The organism is Pseudomonas sp. 5C2 (genome assembly GCF_034314155.1).
Lineage (GTDB): Bacteria > Pseudomonadota > Gammaproteobacteria > Pseudomonadales > Pseudomonadaceae > Aquipseudomonas.
In genome coordinates this window covers 165,479-183,013 of the sequence record NZ_JAVIWH010000002.1, presented here as the reverse complement: position 1 = coordinate 183,013, position 17,535 = coordinate 165,479, and the positions used below count along the sequence as shown (strand labels likewise).

13 protein-coding genes are annotated in these 17,535 nt (G+C 56.6%); all 13 read right to left on the bottom strand.

The annotated features are described in order from the left end of the window. Nucleotides 1-105: 105 nt before the first annotated feature. On the bottom strand, nucleotides 106-951 hold the full coding sequence (gene kdsA / locus RGU44_RS01405) for a 3-deoxy-8-phosphooctulonate synthase (RefSeq protein WP_322180465.1): 846 nt from the start codon (nucleotides 949-951) through the stop codon (nucleotides 106-108). A gap of 5 nt (nucleotides 952-956) precedes the next feature. After that, on the bottom strand, nucleotides 957-2,588 hold the full coding sequence (locus RGU44_RS01400) for a CTP synthase (protein WP_322180467.1): 1,632 nt from the start codon (nucleotides 2,586-2,588) through the stop codon (nucleotides 957-959). Between the two features lie 268 nt (nucleotides 2,589-2,856). After that, complete coding sequence (gene tilS, locus RGU44_RS01395) at nucleotides 2,857-4,194, bottom strand: tRNA lysidine(34) synthetase TilS (protein ID WP_322215299.1); 1,338 nt, start codon at nucleotides 4,192-4,194, stop codon at nucleotides 2,857-2,859. Nucleotides 4,195-4,275: 81 nt separating this feature from the next. Next, on the bottom strand, nucleotides 4,276-5,223 hold the full coding sequence (locus RGU44_RS01390) for an acetyl-CoA carboxylase carboxyltransferase subunit alpha (protein ID WP_322180471.1): 948 nt from the start codon (nucleotides 5,221-5,223) through the stop codon (nucleotides 4,276-4,278). Between the two features lie 136 nt (nucleotides 5,224-5,359). Further along, on the bottom strand, nucleotides 5,360-8,881 hold the full coding sequence (dnaE, locus tag RGU44_RS01385; protein ID WP_322180473.1) for a DNA polymerase III subunit alpha: 3,522 nt from the start codon (nucleotides 8,879-8,881) through the stop codon (nucleotides 5,360-5,362). Between the two features lie 99 nt (nucleotides 8,882-8,980). Beyond that, the gene (rnhB, locus tag RGU44_RS01380; protein ID WP_219061247.1) at nucleotides 8,981-9,589 is read right to left on the bottom strand and encodes a ribonuclease HII; all 609 of its coding nucleotides are present in this window, start codon (nucleotides 9,587-9,589) and stop codon (nucleotides 8,981-8,983) included. Nucleotides 9,590-9,600: 11 nt separating this feature from the next. Next, a complete protein-coding gene (lpxB, locus tag RGU44_RS01375; RefSeq protein ID WP_322215296.1) occupies nucleotides 9,601-10,740 on the bottom strand; it encodes a lipid-A-disaccharide synthase in 1,140 nt (379 codons plus the stop codon). Further along, nucleotides 10,740-11,516, bottom strand: a complete 777-nt coding sequence (gene lpxA, locus RGU44_RS01370) for an acyl-ACP--UDP-N-acetylglucosamine O-acyltransferase (protein ID WP_219061245.1) — start codon at nucleotides 11,514-11,516, stop codon at nucleotides 10,740-10,742. Before lpxA ends, lpxB begins: the two co-directional genes overlap by 1 nt. After that, entirely contained in the window at nucleotides 11,513-11,953 is a 441-nt protein-coding gene (fabZ, locus tag RGU44_RS01365; protein ID WP_322215294.1) for a 3-hydroxyacyl-ACP dehydratase FabZ, read from the bottom strand. The genes lpxA and fabZ overlap by 4 nt, the downstream gene beginning before the upstream one ends. A gap of 113 nt (nucleotides 11,954-12,066) precedes the next feature. After that, complete coding sequence (gene lpxD, locus RGU44_RS01360) at nucleotides 12,067-13,122, bottom strand: UDP-3-O-(3-hydroxymyristoyl)glucosamine N-acyltransferase (protein WP_322215292.1); 1,056 nt, start codon at nucleotides 13,120-13,122, stop codon at nucleotides 12,067-12,069. Between the two features lie 2 nt (nucleotides 13,123-13,124). Then, nucleotides 13,125-13,628: an OmpH family outer membrane protein gene (locus tag RGU44_RS01355; RefSeq protein WP_322180482.1), complete on the bottom strand. Its 504-nt coding sequence runs from the start codon at nucleotides 13,626-13,628 to the stop codon at nucleotides 13,125-13,127. A 45-nt stretch (nucleotides 13,629-13,673) separates the two neighbouring features. Beyond that, the gene (gene bamA, locus RGU44_RS01350; RefSeq protein ID WP_322180484.1) at nucleotides 13,674-16,046 is read right to left on the bottom strand and encodes an outer membrane protein assembly factor BamA; all 2,373 of its coding nucleotides are present in this window, start codon (nucleotides 16,044-16,046) and stop codon (nucleotides 13,674-13,676) included. A 74-nt stretch (nucleotides 16,047-16,120) separates the two neighbouring features. Continuing rightward, entirely contained in the window at nucleotides 16,121-17,473 is a 1,353-nt protein-coding gene (rseP, locus tag RGU44_RS01345; protein WP_322215288.1) for a sigma E protease regulator RseP, read from the bottom strand. Between the last annotated feature and the right edge of the window lie 62 nt (nucleotides 17,474-17,535).

Sequence of the window (17,535 nt, the reverse complement as noted above, 5' to 3'; positions counted from 1 at the left end):
AATTATCGCCGTCAGGCGTTGTGCAGCGGGCAGGTCTGACGAGGATAAGCCTCTGGCCCGTGGGCCAGAGAAATACCGAGCGGCACTTTACCGGAGAAACCGGTTTTACGCGGTCTCTACCGTCGGAAAACTTTTCACAAGTTCATCCAGTGCCTTGAGCTGAGCCAGGAATGGCTCGAGCTTGTCCAGACGCAAGGCGCAAGGACCATCGCATTTTGCGTTATCCGGATCCGGATGCGCTTCGAGGAACAACCCGGCCAGACTCTGGCTGAGACCGGCCTTGGCCAGATCGAGGACCTGAGCCCGACGACCACCAGCAGAATCGGAGCGACCACCTGGCATTTGCAAGGCATGAGTCACGTCGAAGAATACCGGATACTCGAACTGCTTCATGATGCCGAAGCCGAGCATGTCCACGACCAGGTTGTTGTAACCGAAGCTGGAACCACGCTCGCACAGAATCAATTGATCATTCCCGGCTTCTTCGCACTTGGCCAGGATATGTTTCATTTCCTGAGGGGCGAGAAACTGGGCTTTCTTGATGTTGATCACCGCACCGGTCTTGGCCATTGCCACGACCAGATCGGTCTGCCGCGATAAAAACGCCGGCAATTGGATGATGTCGCAAACCTCAGCCACTACCGCAGCTTGCTCAGGTTCGTGCACATCCGTGATCAGCGGTACACCAAAGGTCTTTTTGATCTCTTCAAAAATCCGCATGCCCTCTTCCAGGCCTGGGCCACGGTAAGAGGTCACGGACGAACGATTGGCCTTGTCGAAACTGGCCTTGAACACGTAAGGGATACCGAGCTTTTCGGTGACCCTTACGTACTCTTCGCAGACCTGCATGGCCATGTCCCGCGATTCCAGCACGTTCATGCCACCAAACAAGACAAACGGCTTGTCGTTGGCAATCTCGATCGCGCCTACACGGATGATCTTTTGCGCCATAAAAGTCAGGCCTTCTTCTGATGTTGCGTCAAAGCCGCCTTGACGAAACCGCTGAACAACGGGTGACCGTCGCGCGGTGTCGAGGTGAACTCAGGGTGGAACTGACAGGCGACGAACCAAGGATGATCCGGCGCTTCGATCACTTCGACCAAAGCACCGTCACCGGACCGACCGGTCACTTTCAGGCCCGCTTCGACCAGGCTTGGCAGCAGCTTGTTGTTCACTTCATAACGATGGCGATGACGCTCGACGATCACGTCTTTAGCATAGCAATCGCGCACCAGCGAACCAGGCTCCAACTGGCAATCCTGCGCGCCAAGACGCATGGTGCCGCCGAGGTCGGATGTTTCAGTGCGGGTTTCAACGGCACCGGTGGCATCTTCCCACTCGGTGATCAGACCCACGACCGGATGGCCACTGGCGCGATCGAACTCGGTAGAGTTGGCGTCTTTCCAGCCCAACACGTTGCGCGCGAACTCGATAACCGCTACTTGCATGCCCAAACAGATACCCAAATAAGGGATCTTGTTCTCGCGAGCGAATTTTACAGCAGTGATCTTGCCTTCAACGCCACGCAAACCAAACCCGCCCGGAACCAGAATCGCGTCGACACCTTCGAGCAAGGCAGTGCCCTGATTCTCGATGTCTTCGGAGTCGATGTAGCGCAGGTTGACCTTGGTGCGATTGGAAATACCGGCATGGCTCATCGCTTCAATCAACGATTTGTAGGCGTCGAGCAGCTCCATGTACTTGCCGACCATGGCGATGGTGACTTCATGCTCAGGGTTGAGCTTGGCGTCGACCACTTGTTCCCACTCGGACAAATCAGCACTGCCGCATTGCAGACCGAAACGCTCAACGACGAAATCATCAAGCCCTTGAGCGTGGAGCATGCCCGGAATCTTGTAGATGGTGTCGGCGTCTTCCAGCGAGATGACTGCGCGCTCTTCAACGTTGGTGAACAACGCAATCTTGCGCCGCGAGGCAATATCCACGTGATGATCCGAGCGGCAGATCAATACGTCTGGCTGCAAACCGATGGAGCGCAGTTCTTTGACCGAATGCTGAGTCGGCTTGGTCTTGGTTTCGCCAGCAGTGGCGATATAAGGCACCAGCGTCAGGTGCATCAACATCGCACGCTTGGCGCCGACCTCGATGCGTAACTGGCGGATAGCCTCAAGGAACGGTTGCGATTCGATGTCACCGACGGTGCCACCGATCTCGACCATGGCGACGTCAGCATCGCCAGCGCCCTTGATGATCCGGCGTTTGATTTCGTCGGTGATGTGCGGAATCACCTGGATGGTCGCGCCCAGATAATCACCACGGCGCTCTTTGCGCAGGACGTGTTCGTACACACGCCCCGTGGTGAAGTTGTTGTTCTGGGTCATGGTGGTGCGGATGAACCGCTCGTAGTGGCCCAGGTCCAGGTCGGTTTCGGCGCCGTCATGAGTGACGAACACTTCACCGTGCTGGAATGGGCTCATGGTGCCCGGGTCCACGTTTATATAGGGGTCAAGCTTGAGCATGGTGACCTTAAGTCCCCGCGCCTCCAGGATGGCCGCCAGTGAAGCAGAGGCAATGCCTTTCCCCAATGAAGAAACAACACCGCCCGTGACGAAGATGTAGCGCGTCATGAAAAACCCTAGAAGTCTGCGTTAAAGCGGTCAGAGCCGCCGGGGAGAGCGAAGGAAGGCCGAAGCCCCCAATTACCAATTAATTTCACAGTGCACTCCTGAAAATTGCTGCGTTGGGACCGGCAGACTGAAAAAGCTCGCCTGTTGCTCGCTACATTTTTGAGAATCGCCCAGCAAAAACTGCCTGGTAATCGGCAACTTCCGTCGATTCAGAAGAATCCACAGAAGCTGTATCAAGAAGGGAGCGTAGTCTACCGGAAACGGCCTTTCAGCTCAAACTTTGGTCGTTCGTCGGCGCATGCCAGCGCAATCGCCAGTCGCCATGGGCTGTTCCGTCCAATTCTGGCAGGTTGGCAACCGCCAATAACTGCTCACCGCGATACACCAGCGGCAATCGGCCACGGGCAAACACCGGCAAACCACTCTCGTTGAGCAAGCGCTTGAGGTCTCGATGCCCTCGCCCCGGCAGATGCATGAGCTCACCGCCTTGGCGATAACGCACCTGCAACTCGCCGCCCAAAACCCCATTGTCAAACTCAAGCCAGCCATTGCCCGGCAAACTCAATGCCTCCCGAGGATCTGCCCAGACGATCGAGGCGTCTGGCTGCTGCAACCATGCACCCGACAGCCACCAGATACGCCCCTCGGCGCGGTGTAGCTCACCGTCGGCAAGACGCCAGATCGGTCGAGCCTCGCGGCCGGCGTCACGCAAACTGTCCCAACCGACCCAATGTTCGCTGTCCGGCAGGCGCGTCAAAGGCGCTAGCCAATGGCGCAATGCGTTGCGTTGGCGTGCCGGAGAAAGGGCTTTTAGAGGGTCGAGCGCCAACGACGACAAACCCAGCCAAGGGAAGGGTGCATCGGTACCCGCCCGCACCAGGTCCTGGTCGGCCAATTCGTCGAGCAGCCCTTGCGCCTCCGCCAGATGCGCAGCGGTTCGCGCCATGTTCGCGGCAGCTTGAGGCCAGCGCTCGGTCAGTGAGGGCAGAATGAGCTGACGCAGGTAATTTCGGGAAAACCTACTGTCTTTATTGCTGGGGTCTTCGACCCAGCTCAATCCCCGTTCGCGGGCATACATCTCCAGCATTGCGCGCGAGACGTCGAGCAAAGGCCGCAACAACTGCCCTCTTCCCAGCGCGCGCTGTTCAGACATCGCAGCAAGACCCCGCACACCCGCCCCGCGCAGCAGACGAAACAGCAGGGTTTCGGCCTGATCATCGCGATGCTGGGCGGTCAACAGCACCTCGCCTGGCGCCAGCGCCTGACTGAACGCCGTATAACGCGCCTCACGAGCCGCACGCTCGATACTGGCGCCAGGCTCAACCTGCACAGCCATCACCTGCAGCTGCACACCCAAGGCCCGACACACCTGAGCACAATGCTCGGGCCACACATCTGCCGCAGCCTGAAGGCCGTGATGGATATAAATCGCAGATAAGGGCGGCAATGCTTCGCGGGTAGCGAGATCAGCCAGAAGGTGCAGCAGAACGGAGGAGTCCAGACCGCCGGAAAACGCGATGCGCCAAGCCGAAGCATTGCGCCAAGGCTCGAGAGTGCGAAGCAACCTGGAGCGCAGATCGTTATTGCAGTGCTTGAACGTAGTCATGGACGACAGCCGCTGTGCGCCTGATTGCGGATAAGCCCTTTCCTGCAAAGGAGCGGGCTTATCCGCGAATGCAATCTTGACTCAGAGACCGTAGCTCATCAGGCGCTCATAACGGCGCGCCAGCAACGCTTCGGTATCGAACTTCTTGAGCATCGCCAATTGGCTGCTTAATTCCTGACGGATCGAAGCCGCAGCCATCGCCGGGTCGCGATGGGCGCCGCCCAACGGTTCGCCGATGACTTTATCAACGATACCCAAACCTTTGAGACGGTCAGCGGTAATGCCCATTGCGTCAGCAGCATCAGGGGCTTTTTCGGCAGTTTTCCACAGAATCGATGCGCAACCTTCCGGCGAAATAACCGCGTAGGTCGAATACTGGAGCATGTTCAATTGATCGCAAACGCCGATGGCCAGCGCACCGCCAGAACCACCCTCGCCGATAACCGTGGCAATGATCGGAGTTTTCAAGCGAGACATGACGCGCAGGTTCCAGGCAATCGCTTCGCTCTGGTTACGCTCTTCGGCATCGATACCCGGGTAGGCGCCCGGTGTGTCGATGAAGGTCAGAATCGGCATTTTGAAGCGCTCGGCCATTTCCATCAGACGACAGGCTTTACGATAGCCTTCAGGACGTGGCATGCCGAAGTTGCGGCGAACTTTCTCGCGCACTTCACGGCCTTTCTGGTGACCGATCACCATCACTGGCTGGTCTTCCAGACGCGCAATGCCGCCGACGATGGCCGCATCGTCGGAAAAGTGCCGATCACCGTGCAGTTCGTCGAATTCGGTGAAGATGTGCGAGATGTAGTCCAGGGTATAAGGACGACGCGGGTGACGCGCCATCCGCGCAATCTGCCAGCTGGTCAGGTTGCCAAAAATGTTTTCGGTGAGCGTGTTGCTCTTTTCTTGCAGACGAGAGATTTCGTCGCCGATATTCAGCGAGTTGTCATTACCGACCAAGCGCAGCTCTTCGATCTTGGCTTGCAGGTCAGCGATCGGCTGTTCGAAATCAAGAAAATTCGGGTTCATAGGCATCCGTCTTGGGTCGACGGCCAAGAGGCCGGCCGGTTGATCCGTTAACGCCTTACCTTACGGGAACAGGCGTATTCAGGTCGAGATTAAAAATTATGGTTGAACGCAGGCTGGATTAACAGGCCCCGTGCTATCAACGGTATTGCAGGAAGACGTTCTCACGCCCGAACTGGTCACGCAGTGCTTGAATCAAGCTGTCCGCCGGATCGATTCGCCACCCCTCGCCAAACTGCAGCAAAGCCTTGGCATCCACCCCGGTGTAGTCCACGGTAATAGGACACGCACCGCGATGCCGCTTGCACAAATCGCCCAACCACCGCAGCCGATCGCCCTTGAGCGCATCGGCATGCACCTTCAAGCGCAGGCTTTCAGCGAGATTGGTTCGCGCATCTTCCAGGCTCATTACCCGTTTAGCACGCAAACGCAGGCCGCCGGAGAAGTCATCATTGCTGACCTCGCCTTCGACCACCACCATCGCATCGGTCTGCAACAGCGACTGTGCCGAATGAAAAGCCTCGGCAAACAGTGAGGCCTCAATTCGTCCAGAGCGGTCATCGAGGGTGATAAAGCCCATCTTATCGCCCTTTTTGTTCTTCATGACGCGCAACGCAATGATCATACCGGCTACCGTCTGCGTGTCTCGCGCCGGCTTCAGATCGATGATGCGCTGACGAGCGAAACGGCGAATTTCGCCTTCATATTCGTCGATAGGGTGCCCGGTGAGGTACAAACCCAGGGTTTCTTTCTCACCACGTAAACGCTCTTTAAGGCTCAGCTCTTTGGCCTTGCGATGGTTCGCGTAGACGTCGGCGTCTTCTTCGACGAACAAGCCGCCAAAAAGATCGGAGTGACCGCTGTCATGACTGCGAGCGGTCTGCTCTGCGGCCTGAATCGCCTCTTCCAGCGCAGCAAGCAGTACCGAGCGATTGCGGTCGATGTTGGCTTGATAGGCTTTCGGCTCGATTTCAAAATAGGGGCCCAGGCGATCCAGCGCACCGCTGCGGATCAAGCCATCGAGGGTCCGTTTGTTGATGCGTTTGAGGTCGACACGCGCGCAAAAGTCGAACAAATCCTTGAACGGCCCGGCCAAGCGCGACTCGGTAATGGCTTCTACCGGTCCTTCGCCGACACCCTTGATGGCGCCGAGGCCATAAAGAATCCGACCGTCCTCACTCACGGTGAACTTGTATTCGGAGGTGTTCACGTCCGGCGCATCAAGGCGCAACTTCATGTTGCGCACTTCTTCGATCAAGGTCACGACCTTGTCGGTGTTGTGCATGTCCGCCGACAGTACCGCCGCCATGAAAGGTGCCGGGTAGTGAGTTTTCAGCCAGGCGGTCTGATACGACACCAGACCATAAGCCGCAGAGTGGGATTTATTGAAACCATAACCAGCGAATTTTTCCACCAGGTCGAAAATGTTACCGGACAGGTCCGGGTCAATATTGTTGTTGGTACAGCCTTCAATGAAACCGCCACGCTGCTTGGCCATTTCTTCGGGTTTTTTCTTACCCATGGCCCGACGCAGCATGTCCGCACCACCGAGGGTGTAACCGGCCATGACCTGAGCGATCTGCATCACCTGTTCTTGATACAGGATGATGCCGTAGGTCGGTGCCAATACCGGCTTAAGGCCTTCGTACTGATAATCGATGTGCGGATAGGACAGTTCGGCGCGACCGTGCTTCCGGTTGATAAAGTCGTCCACCATGCCCGATTGCAGCGGGCCCGGACGGAACAATGCCACCAACGCGATCAAGTCCTCCAGACAGTCGGGCTTGAGCTTTTTGATCAGCTCTTTCATGCCGCGCGACTCAAGCTGGAACACGGCGGTGGTTTCGGCTTTTTGCAGCAGGCTGTAGGTCGCCTTGTCGTCCAGCGGGATAAAGGCGATATCCAGCGGCGCTTCGTCAACCTTGGCGCGCTCACGATTGATGGTCTTGAGCGCCCAATCAATGATGGTCAGGGTCCGCAGGCCGAGGAAGTCGAACTTCACCAGCCCCGCCGCCTCGACGTCATCTTTATCGAACTGGGTCACCAGGCCATCGCCCGCTTCATCGCAGTAGATGGGCGAGAAGTCGGTCAGTTTGGTCGGAGCGATCACCACGCCGCCGGCATGCTTGCCGACGTTACGCACGATACCCTCGAGCTTGCGGGCCATCTCCCAGATTTCCGCCGCCTCTTCATCGACCTTGAGGAAGTCGCGCAGGATTTCTTCCTGCTCGTAGGCTTTCTCCAACGTCATGCCGACTTCGAACGGAATCATTTTCGACAGTCGATCAGCCAGGCCGTAGGACTTGCCTTGAACCCTGGCAACGTCCCGCACCACGGCCTTGGCCGCCATTGAACCGAAGGTAATGATCTGGCTGACCGCGTTACGACCATATTTCTCGGCCACGTACTCGATAACGCGGTCGCGGCCGTCCATGCAGAAGTCAACGTCGAAGTCGGGCATGGAGACCCGTTCCGGATTAAGGAACCGTTCGAACAGCAGGTCGTATTCCAGCGGGTCGAGATCGGTGATCTTCTGCACGTAAGCCACTAGCGAACCAGCACCCGACCCACGGCCAGGACCCACCGGCACGCCATTGGCTTTGGCCCACTGGATGAAGTCCATCACGATCAGGAAGTAACCGGGGAAGCCCATCTGGATGATGATATCCAGCTCGAAATTCAACCGATCGACATAGACCTGACGCTTGGCCTCGTAATCCTCGGTCGTGTCCTTGGGCATCAGGACCGACAGGCGCTCCTCCAGACCATCGAAAGATACTTTGCGAAAGTATTCATCGATGGTCATGCCGTCAGGAATCGGAAAGTTGGGCAAGAAGTGAGTACCCAGCTTCACATCAATGTTGCAGCGTTTGGCGATTTCGACCGTGTTTTCCAGCGCCTCGGGCAGGTCGCTGAACAGTTCGGCCATTTGCGCCGCGCTTTTCAGGTACTGCTGATCGCTGTAGTTATGCGAGCGACGCGGATCATCCAGCGCCCGGCCTTCACCGATGCAAACCCGCGTTTCGTGGGCCTCGAAATCTTCCTGCTTGATAAAGCGAACATCGTTGGTCGCCACCAGCGGTGCGCCAAGACGATCAGCCAGGGCAACGGCAGCGTGCAGGTGCTCTTCGTCATTAGGGCGGTTGGTGCGCTGCACTTCCAGATAGAAACGGTCAGGAAAAACCGCCATCCATTCACGCAGTAACTGATCCGCCTCATCCGGATTACCGCCGAGCAGGGCCATGCCGATTTCGCCCTCTTTAGCCGCCGACAGTGCGATCAAGCCTTCGTTGGCCTCAGCAACCCATTCCCGCTCGACAATCACCTGGCCATTGCGCTGGCCTTCGATGAAGCCACGAGAAATCAGCTCAGTCAGATTGCGGTAGCCCTTGGCATTCATCACCAACAGGCTGATCCGGCTCAGCGCAGCATCTTCGTCCTTGTTCGACAGCCACAGGTCGGCACCACAAATAGGCTTGATACCCCCGCCCATGGCGGCCTTGTAGAACTTGACCAGCGAACACATGTTGTTCTGATCGGTCACGGCAACAGCCGGCATACCCATGCTGGCCAAGGTCTTGATCAACGGTTTGACCCGGACCAGACCATCGACCAGAGAATATTCAGTGTGCAGGCGTAGATGAACGAAAGAAGCCGGCATGTTGATCCTATAGCGCGAAATACAAAAAAACCAAGGCCCGGAGTGTACCGGGCCTTGGTCAAAACATCAGCCCAGTGAGACTGTCGTGAGCGGAATTTGCTACAGCAGCTCGCGGGCTTCGTACGCGGCCCGCACCGGGGCAAACGAACGCCTGTGAATAGGTGTCGGGCCGAGACGCGCCAGCGCTTCCAGATGAACGGGGGTTGGATAACCCTTGTGGCCGCCGATGCCATAACCCGGATAAATCAGCTCGAACGCCGCCATTTCGCGGTCCCGACTGACTTTCGCCAGAATCGACGCCGCGGCGATTGCCGGAACTTTGGCATCACCTTGAATCACCGGCGCGCTGGGCACGGACAATTGCGGGCAGCGATTACCATCGATCAGCGCCAGTTTTGGGGTAATGGTCAGCCCCTCGACCGCGCGTTTCATGGCCAACATGGTTGCGTGAAGAATATTCAACTCGTCGATTTCTTCCACTTCAGCCCGGGCGATGTACCAGCACAGAGCCTTTTCGCAGATCTCGTCGTAGAGTTTCTCGCGGCGAGCCGGGGTGAGCTTTTTTGAATCGTTGAGGCCGAGGATCGGGCGGCGTGGATCGAGGATGACGGCAGCCGTCACCACAGCGCCACAAAGAGGGCCGCGACCGACTTCGTCGACGCCGGCAACCAGGTCTTCCACCAGATTGAAGTCCAAACCCATTTGCATTTATTGCGAACTCACTGTGAAGGCGACTGACCCAACAGGCCAAGCACTGCATCGGCGGCCTGATTGGAGGCGTCGCGGCGCAAGATCCGGTGAATGGCATCGAAACCTGCAGTCTGCGCTTCGCCGCCATCGAGCAGCGGCAACAGCGTTTGCGCAAGGGTCTCGGCGGTTGCTGCGTCCTGCAACAATTCCGGGACCAGCAAACGCTGGGCGAGCAGATTAGGCAAAGAAACGTAAGGGCTTTTCACCAGACGCTTGAGTATCCAGAAGGTAATCGGTGCCAAGCGGTAGGCAACGACCATGGGACGTTTGTACAGCAGCGCTTCAAGTGTCGCCGTGCCGGATGCGATCAACACCGCATCGCACGCCGCCAGTGCCAGGTGAGAGCCGCCGTCGAGCAGCAGCACCGGCACGTCGCGCCCTTGCAACAGTTGCTCGATCTGCGCACGCCGCTCCGGGCTGGCGCAGGGCAGCACGAAGCGAATACCAGGACGCAAGGCCATCAGACGTTCCGCGGCATCGAAGAACAGGCCTCCGAGGCGCCCTACTTCGCCACCTCGACTTCCGGGCATTAGCGCAACCAGCGGGCCGGCAGCCAAACCCAGTTGAGCTCGCGCCGCAGCGCGATCAGCTTCAAGAGGGATGGTGTCAGCCAAGGGATGACCGACAAACCGCACCGGTACGCCCTTCTCTTCGTAGAACCGAGCTTCAAAGGGCAGCAGCGTCAGCATCAGGTCGCAGCCTTCGCGAATTTTCAGCACGCGCTTTTGCCGCCAGGCCCATACCGACGGACTGACGTAATGCACCGTCTTGATTCCAGCGCGCCGTAGCTTGAGTTCGATATTGAGCGTGAAGTCCGGGGCATCGATACCGATGAAGACGTCAGGCTTTTCGCCGAGAAACGTTTGAACAAGCTGCTTGCGCTTGGCTAACAACTCTTTGAGCCGACCCAGCACCTCGACCAGCCCCATGACCGCCAGACGCTCCATCGGGAAGTAGGAAACCATGCCTTCGGCCTGCATCAGCGGACCGCCGACACCGATAAACTCGACAGAGGGATGACGAATCTTGAGCGCTCGCATCAAACCCGCACCCAGGATATCGCCTGACGCTTCGCCTGCTACAAGCGCGATTCGCAGTGGCCTGATCATTAACGCGTGATGCCGCGGGTCGAAGCCTGAATCGACTCGAGGAACACGGCGACTTCAGGGAACAACGCAGCTGGTTCGGCGAGCTCGGCAATGGCTTGATCGACGGTCAGTCCCTGCCGATAGACGACTTTGTACGCACGACGTAGCGCGTGAATGGTCTCTTCGCTGAACCCACGACGGCGCATGCCCTCGAAGTTCATGCTACGAGCTTCAGCCGGGTTACCAAAAACGGTGACGAACGCTGGCACATCCTTGCCAATTGCAGTGCCCATGCCTGAAAAGCTGTGAGCGCCAATATGGCAAAACTGATGCACCAGTGTGAAGCCGGAGAGGATCGCCCAATCATTGACGTGCACATGTCCGGCCAACGCGGTGTTGTTGACCAGAATGCAATGATTGCCGATCACGCTGTCGTGACCGATGTGGGCGTAGGCCATGATCAGGTTATGGTCACCCAGGGTCGTTTCCGCACGATCCTGAATCGTCCCGCGATGGATGGTCACACCCTCACGAATAACGTTGTGATCACCGATCACCAGACGCGTCTCTTCGCCTTTGTACTTGAGATCGGGCGTGTCCTCGCCTACCGATGAAAACTGGTAAATGCGGTTGTGCTTACCGATCTTCGTTGGGCCCCTGAGAATTACATGCGGCCCAACGACTGTACCCTCGCCAATTTCCACACCAGGTCCGACGATCGACCAAGGGCCGACCTCTACATTGTCGGCCAGGATGGCCGTCGGATCGATGATTGCGCGAGGGTCAATCAAACTCATAGTTTACGTTCCGCGCAGATAATTTCTGCGGAACACACTGGCTTGCCGTCGACCGAAGCCTGGCACTCGAATTTCCAGATCTGACGCTTGCAGCTGATGAATTTAGCTTCAAGTATCAACTGATCACCCGGCAGCACCGGCTGACGAAAGCGCAGTTTGTCTGAACCTACAAAGTAGTAAAGCGTGCCTTCGGATGGCTTCACGTCCAGTATTTTAAAACCGAGGATACCAGCGGCCTGGGCCATCGCTTCAATGATCAGAACGCCCGGCATGATTGGGTGCTGAGGAAAGTGACCGTTGAAGAAAGGCTCATTAATGCTGACATTCTTGTACGCACGAATGCTTTTGCTCTCGACATTCAGCTCCATCACACGATCCACCAACAAGAATGGGTAGCGGTGAGGCAGGTATTCGCGAATCTCGTTGATGTCCATCATTTCGGGGGGGAAGCCTGTAGTAAAGAGTGGGAGTACGCGACTGAGGCGCAGCACTCCTGTTGCAAATCAAGGAGGCAGTCTATTGGCTGTGCACGCTTGATATCAAAAGAGCATCAGCCATCAGATGACTCATTACCGCCTGAGGTCACGGCTTCAACAACCTTTTCCAACTGTTGCAGGCGCCGCGCCATGTCATCCAACTGACGAATACGCGCCGCGCTTTTGCGCCATTCCGCAGCGGGCTGCATCGCAGTCCCCGAAGAATAGGCACCGCGCTCGGTAATCGAGCGGGTCACCATGGTCATACCTGTGACAAAAACTCCATCACACACTTCTATATGACCAACCATGCCGACACCGCCAGCGATGGTGCAATGCTTGCCAATCTTGGTACTGCCCGAGATACCGACACACGCCGCCATCGCGGTGTGATCGCCGACCTGCACGTTGTGCGCGATCTGAATCTGGTTATCCAGTTTGACGCCGTTGCCGATCAACGTGTCGGCTAACGCACCGCGGTCGACGGCCGTATTGACGCCGATTTCCACGTCGTCACCGATCAGAACACCCCCAATCTGCGCGATTTTCTGCCAAATCCCTTTTTCATTGGCGAAACCGAAACCTTCACCGCCGAGCACGGCTCCCGACTGAATCACAACGCGCTTACCAATGCGTACATCGTGATAAAGCGTGACCCGCGGGGCCAGCCAGCCACCTTCGCCAATTTCACAACGAGCGCCGATAAAGCAATGGGCCCCCACTGTGACCCCGGCCGCGATGCAGGCACCGCTTTCGATAACGGCAAAAGCGCCCACGCTGGCAGTGGCATCAACCTGGGCGTCCGCCGCAACCACTGCAGACGGATGCACCCCAGGCAGAGCCTTGGGCTTGGGGTCGAAAAAATGGGAAATCTTCGCGTACGCCAGATAAGGATCAGCCACTAATAACGCATCACCGGCAAAACTCTCCGCATCCGCTGGCTTCAGCAGCACGGCTGCAGCATGACTATCGGCGAGGAACCTGCGGTACTGCGGATTGGCCAGAAAACTCAACTGAGCAGGGCCGGCCTCTTGCAAAGTGGCCAGCCCGGTAATCTCTTTATCCGCGGCGCCACGTAACGTGGCGCCGAGGAACTCAGCCAGTTGGCCGAGTTTAATGGTCGCAGTCATGATTACTTCAGCTGATTCATGCGCTCAATCACTTGGCGAGTGACGTCGTACTGAGGTTTGACATCAATGACAGCGCCGCGCTCGAATACCAGGTCATACGCGCCTTTCTTGATCACTTCTTCTACAGCCTGATCAAGTTTTGGCTTCAACTGCTTGAGCATTTCACGGTCGGCAACCGCTTTGGCTTCATTCAGCTCCTTGGACTGGAACTGGAAGTCACGAGCCTTTTGCTTGAATTCAAGCTCAAGACGCTCACGCTCAGGTTGCGCCATCTTGTCGCCACCGCTGACCAGACGATCCTGAATACCCTTGGCACTGCTTTCAAGAGTTTTGAGCTTGGTCAATTGTGGGCCGAATTTTTTCTCGGCATCCACGGCATATTTCTTTGCCGCGTCTGATTCGAGCAGTGCCATTTGATAGTTCAGCACTGCAATTTTCATTTCAGCAAATGCTGGAGTCGCTATCAAGGCCGTGGCCAAGATAACCAGCTGAGTCAACTTACGCACGATGCACTCCTACAAAATCCGTTGTCGTTATCGGTGATCAGACGATTAGAAGGTCTGACCGAGAGAGAATTGGAATATTTGGGTTTCCGCATTGTCCGGTTTTTTGACCGGCATAGCCACGGCAAAACTCAACGGGCCCAGTGCCGTAACCCACGTCACGCCGACGCCCACAGAACTCGCCAATCCAGAAAGGTCGATATTACTGCACGTGACCTTGTTGCCACTTAACGTGAGTTTGCTGGAGTCACAATTGCTGTCGAATACGTTGCCGACGTCCCAGAACACAGAGGTCCGCAGTGAGCGTTGATCTTTGATGAATGGCAGTGGGAACATCAGTTCTACACCACCCTGGATCAGTACGTTACCACCGAACGGCAGCGGATTCTGATCCGGATCTGCCAATGTGCCTGGGTTAACACCCGTACTCGGGGTGCTACGCGGGCCCAAGGTGCTGTCCTTGAAACCACGAACCGAGTTGAAACCGCCAGCATAGTAGTTCTCGTAGAACGGCAGGCCCGAGGTTGACCCATAACCATCGCCATAACCCAACTCTGTGTGCAGACGCAGGGTGTAATTATCGGTTAGCGGGTGGAAATACTGACCACGGTAATCAAGCTTGAAGAACGACAGGTCGCTGCCCGGCGTAGTGGTTTCCAATACCAGGCTCTGGGAATGCCCACGCGTGGCGAGCACACCTTTGTTCAACGTTGACTCGGACCAACCCGCCGAAGCCTTGAAGTTGAGGTACTTATCGCCCTGCGCATTAACGAAGTTGAAAATCTCGTCGACTGTGTAAACGCCGGTCTTGATTTGGTCCTCCTGCACGGTAAGGCCGAAGGTCAAACGTGAGGTTTCATTGATCGGGTAACCGACGCTCACGCCCGCACCCAAGCTGTCTACGGCATAACTGGCTACAGAAACGTTAAGGTTTTTGTAGTCAGTGGTACGGTAGAACGCGTTGTAACCTAGGCTCACGCCATCCGCAGTCCAGTAGGGGTCGACAAAGCCAAAGTTGTATCGGCTCTGGTATTGGCTGCGAGTCAGACCAATGCTGACCTTGTTACCGGTACCCAGGAAGTTGTTCTGGCTGATCGAGCCGCCGAGAATAAGGCCCGCGCTCTGGGCGAAACCAACGCTGGCAGTGATCGAACCGGACGCTTGTTCTTCAACGGCGTAATTGACGTCAACCTGATCGTCGGTGCCCGGAACCGCAGGCGTTTCGACGTTCACTTCTTTGAAGAAGCCGAGACGTTCAAGACGGGTTTTCGATTGATCGATCAGATAAGTCGAAGCCCATCCGCCTTCCATCTGACGCATTTCACGACGCAGCACTTCATCGGCAGACTTGGTGTTGCCACGGAAGTTGATGCGGTTGACGTAAGCACGCTTGCCCGGATCGACCACAAAGGTGATGTCGACTGTGTGATCTTCATTGTTCGGGGTCGGAACGCCGTTGACGTTGGCGAAGGTATAGCCTTCGTTACCCAGGCGACGAGTGATCAGCTCTGACGTAGTGGTCATGACTTTGCGCGAGAACACTTGACCCGGCTTGACCAGCAACAGGGCCTTGACCTGGTCTTCGGGTACTTTCAAATCGCCGCTCAGCTTGACCGACTTGACGCTGTACTTCTCGCCTTCATTCACGTTGACCGTGATGTAGACGTTTTTCTTGTCAGGCGTGATCGATACCTGAGTCGAGGCTATATCCATGTTGATATAGCCGCGATCGAGGTAGTAAGAACGCAGACGTTCAAGGTCGCCGGAGAGTTTTTCCCGGGCGTACTTGTCGTCGTTCTTGAAGAATGACAGCCAGTTGGTGGTCTTGAGCTCGAACAGACCGATCAGGTCTTCATCAGGAAAGACGCTGTTACCCACCACGTTGATGTGCTGGATAGCGGCAACCGTGCCTTCATTGATGTTGATCTTCAGACCGACGCGGTTCCGCGGCTGCGGCACAACCTCGGTGGCGACCTCAGCCGAATAACGACCTTGGGCAACGTATTGACGTTGCAGCTCGTTACGCACGCCTTCAAGGGTCGCACGCTGAAAGATCTCACCTTCAGCCAGACCTGACTGCTTGAGCCCCTTCATCAGGTCTTCGGTACTGATCGCCTTGTTGCCTTCAATGTCGATACTGGCAACAGAAGGCCGTTCGACTACAGTAATGACCAGGACATTGCCATCGCGGCCGAGCTGGATATCTTGAAAGAACCCGGTTTTGAACAGCGCACGAGTGGCATCCACCAGGCGACGATCATCCGCAGACTCGCCGACATTCAACGGCAAGGCACCAAAGACGCTGCCTGCGGATACCCGCTGGAGGCCATTGACACGGATATCGGAGATAGTGAAGGACTCAGCGTGAACTTCGGCGATCATCAGTACGGCAAGAACCGCAGTTAGCAGCAGACGTTTCATGAAGTCCTTTCTTATTCCAACTGGCAATAAACAAATTGCCGCAAAATGCGACAAATTCGCAATTCAGCGAAGCTTTACAGTCGACCCAGATCGTTGATCAAGGCAAGCAACATCACCCCAACCACTAAGCTAATACCGATCTGAATCCCCCAACCTTGCACCCGATCCGATAGCGGACGACCCCGCGCCCACTCAATCAGGTAGAACAACAGATGCCCCCCATCCAATACTGGAATGGGCAACAAATTGAGAACACCCAGGCTAATACTCAGATAAGCGAGGAAATTCAGGAAGTCACCTACCCCTGACTGTGCAGAAGCGCCCGCCACTTTAGCAATGGTTATCGGTCCGCTCAAGTTTTTTACAGAGAGCTCGCCGAACAACATTTTCTTGAGCGAATCAAAGGTCAGCACACTCATGGTCCAAGTGCGCCTCGCGCCCTCTCCCACAGCGGCCAGAGGCCCGAAGCTAACCTCTCGTAACATCTCAGGTGGCCAATCGACACCTTTGACTCCGGCCCCCAGATAACCGGTCGCCGTTTTTCCCTCACCTCGCACCGCCAGCGTCAACGGCACATCAAGCTGAGCACCCTCACGTTCGATACGCAAAGAAATTTTTGCATCGGGTCGAAGGCGGACAGCGTCAACAACCTGCTGCCAATCACTCAACGCTTGACCGTCGAGCGCCACAAGCCGATCGCCGGCCTTCAGGCCTGCAGCTTGCGCCGGGCCTTTCGGATCAAGCTCCGCCAGCACCGGCGACAAGGCCGGACGCCATGGGCGAATCCCCAGCGAGCGTATCGGATCGGGCTCGTCAGCACCTTTGAGCCACTTATCCAGCGCCAGCTCACGAGGAGAATCGACGGCCGAGCCCTGATCACGCACGCTGAGAGCGACGGTACCGCTCTCGCCCAGACGCCGCACCAGTTGCAAATTCACTGCCGCCCAGCCCGATGTAGGCTCGCCGTCGACAGCGACAATCTCTTGCCCTGCGCTCAATCCACCCTTGTCGGCGATGCTGCCTGGCTCAACCGTGCCAATTACAGGACGCACCTGCTGACTGCCGAGCATTGCCAGGAACCAGAAAAAAACGATAGCCAGCAAGAAATTGGCAACCGGACCGGCAATCACGATTGCAATACGTTGATACACGGTCTTACGGTTAAAGGCCTGATCCAGCTGATCGGCTGGCACCTCGCCTTCCCGCTCGTCGAGCATCTTAACGTAACCACCCAATGGAATGGCTGCGATAACGTACTCAGTGCCTTTTCGATCATGCCAGCGAAGCAGCGGCATACCGAAACCCACCGAGAAACGCAAAACCTTGACGCCACAACGCCGAGCCACCCAAAAGTGGCCAAATTCGTGAAAGGTCACCAGCACACCCAATGCCACCAAGGTGCCGACAATCATATAGAGCGCGCTCATCAACTTTCTCCGGGTACCTGCCTTGTACAGTGTGAAAGCCGTGTATGGGTTTCACACCACCA

Excerpts from the sequence above, each read along its gene's own strand:
- lpxA (WP_219061245.1), bottom strand. The coding sequence starts at position 11,516 with ATGAGTTTGATTGACCCTCGCGCAATCATCGATCCGACGGCCATCCTG.
- fabZ (WP_322215294.1), bottom strand. The coding sequence starts at position 11,953 with ATGATGGACATCAACGAGATTCGCGAATACCTGCCTCACCGCTACCCA.
- bamA (WP_322180484.1), bottom strand. The coding sequence starts at position 16,046 with ATGAAACGTCTGCTGCTAACTGCGGTTCTTGCCGTACTGATGATCGCC.
- lpxB (WP_322215296.1), bottom strand. The coding sequence starts at position 10,740 with ATGATCAGGCCACTGCGAATCGCGCTTGTAGCAGGCGAAGCGTCAGGC.
- RGU44_RS01390 (WP_322180471.1), bottom strand. The coding sequence starts at position 5,223 with ATGAACCCGAATTTTCTTGATTTCGAACAGCCGATCGCTGACCTGCAA.
- rseP (WP_322215288.1), bottom strand. The coding sequence starts at position 17,473 with ATGAGCGCGCTCTATATGATTGTCGGCACCTTGGTGGCATTGGGTGTG.
- RGU44_RS01400 (WP_322180467.1), bottom strand. The coding sequence starts at position 2,588 with ATGACGCGCTACATCTTCGTCACGGGCGGTGTTGTTTCTTCATTGGGG.
- dnaE (WP_322180473.1), bottom strand. The coding sequence starts at position 8,881 with ATGCCGGCTTCTTTCGTTCATCTACGCCTGCACACTGAATATTCTCTG.
- kdsA (WP_322180465.1), bottom strand. The coding sequence starts at position 951 with ATGGCGCAAAAGATCATCCGTGTAGGCGCGATCGAGATTGCCAACGAC.
- tilS (WP_322215299.1), bottom strand. The coding sequence starts at position 4,194 with ATGACTACGTTCAAGCACTGCAATAACGATCTGCGCTCCAGGTTGCTT.
- lpxD (WP_322215292.1), bottom strand. The coding sequence starts at position 13,122 with ATGACTGCGACCATTAAACTCGGCCAACTGGCTGAGTTCCTCGGCGCC.
- rnhB (WP_219061247.1), bottom strand. The coding sequence starts at position 9,589 with ATGCAAATGGGTTTGGACTTCAATCTGGTGGAAGACCTGGTTGCCGGC.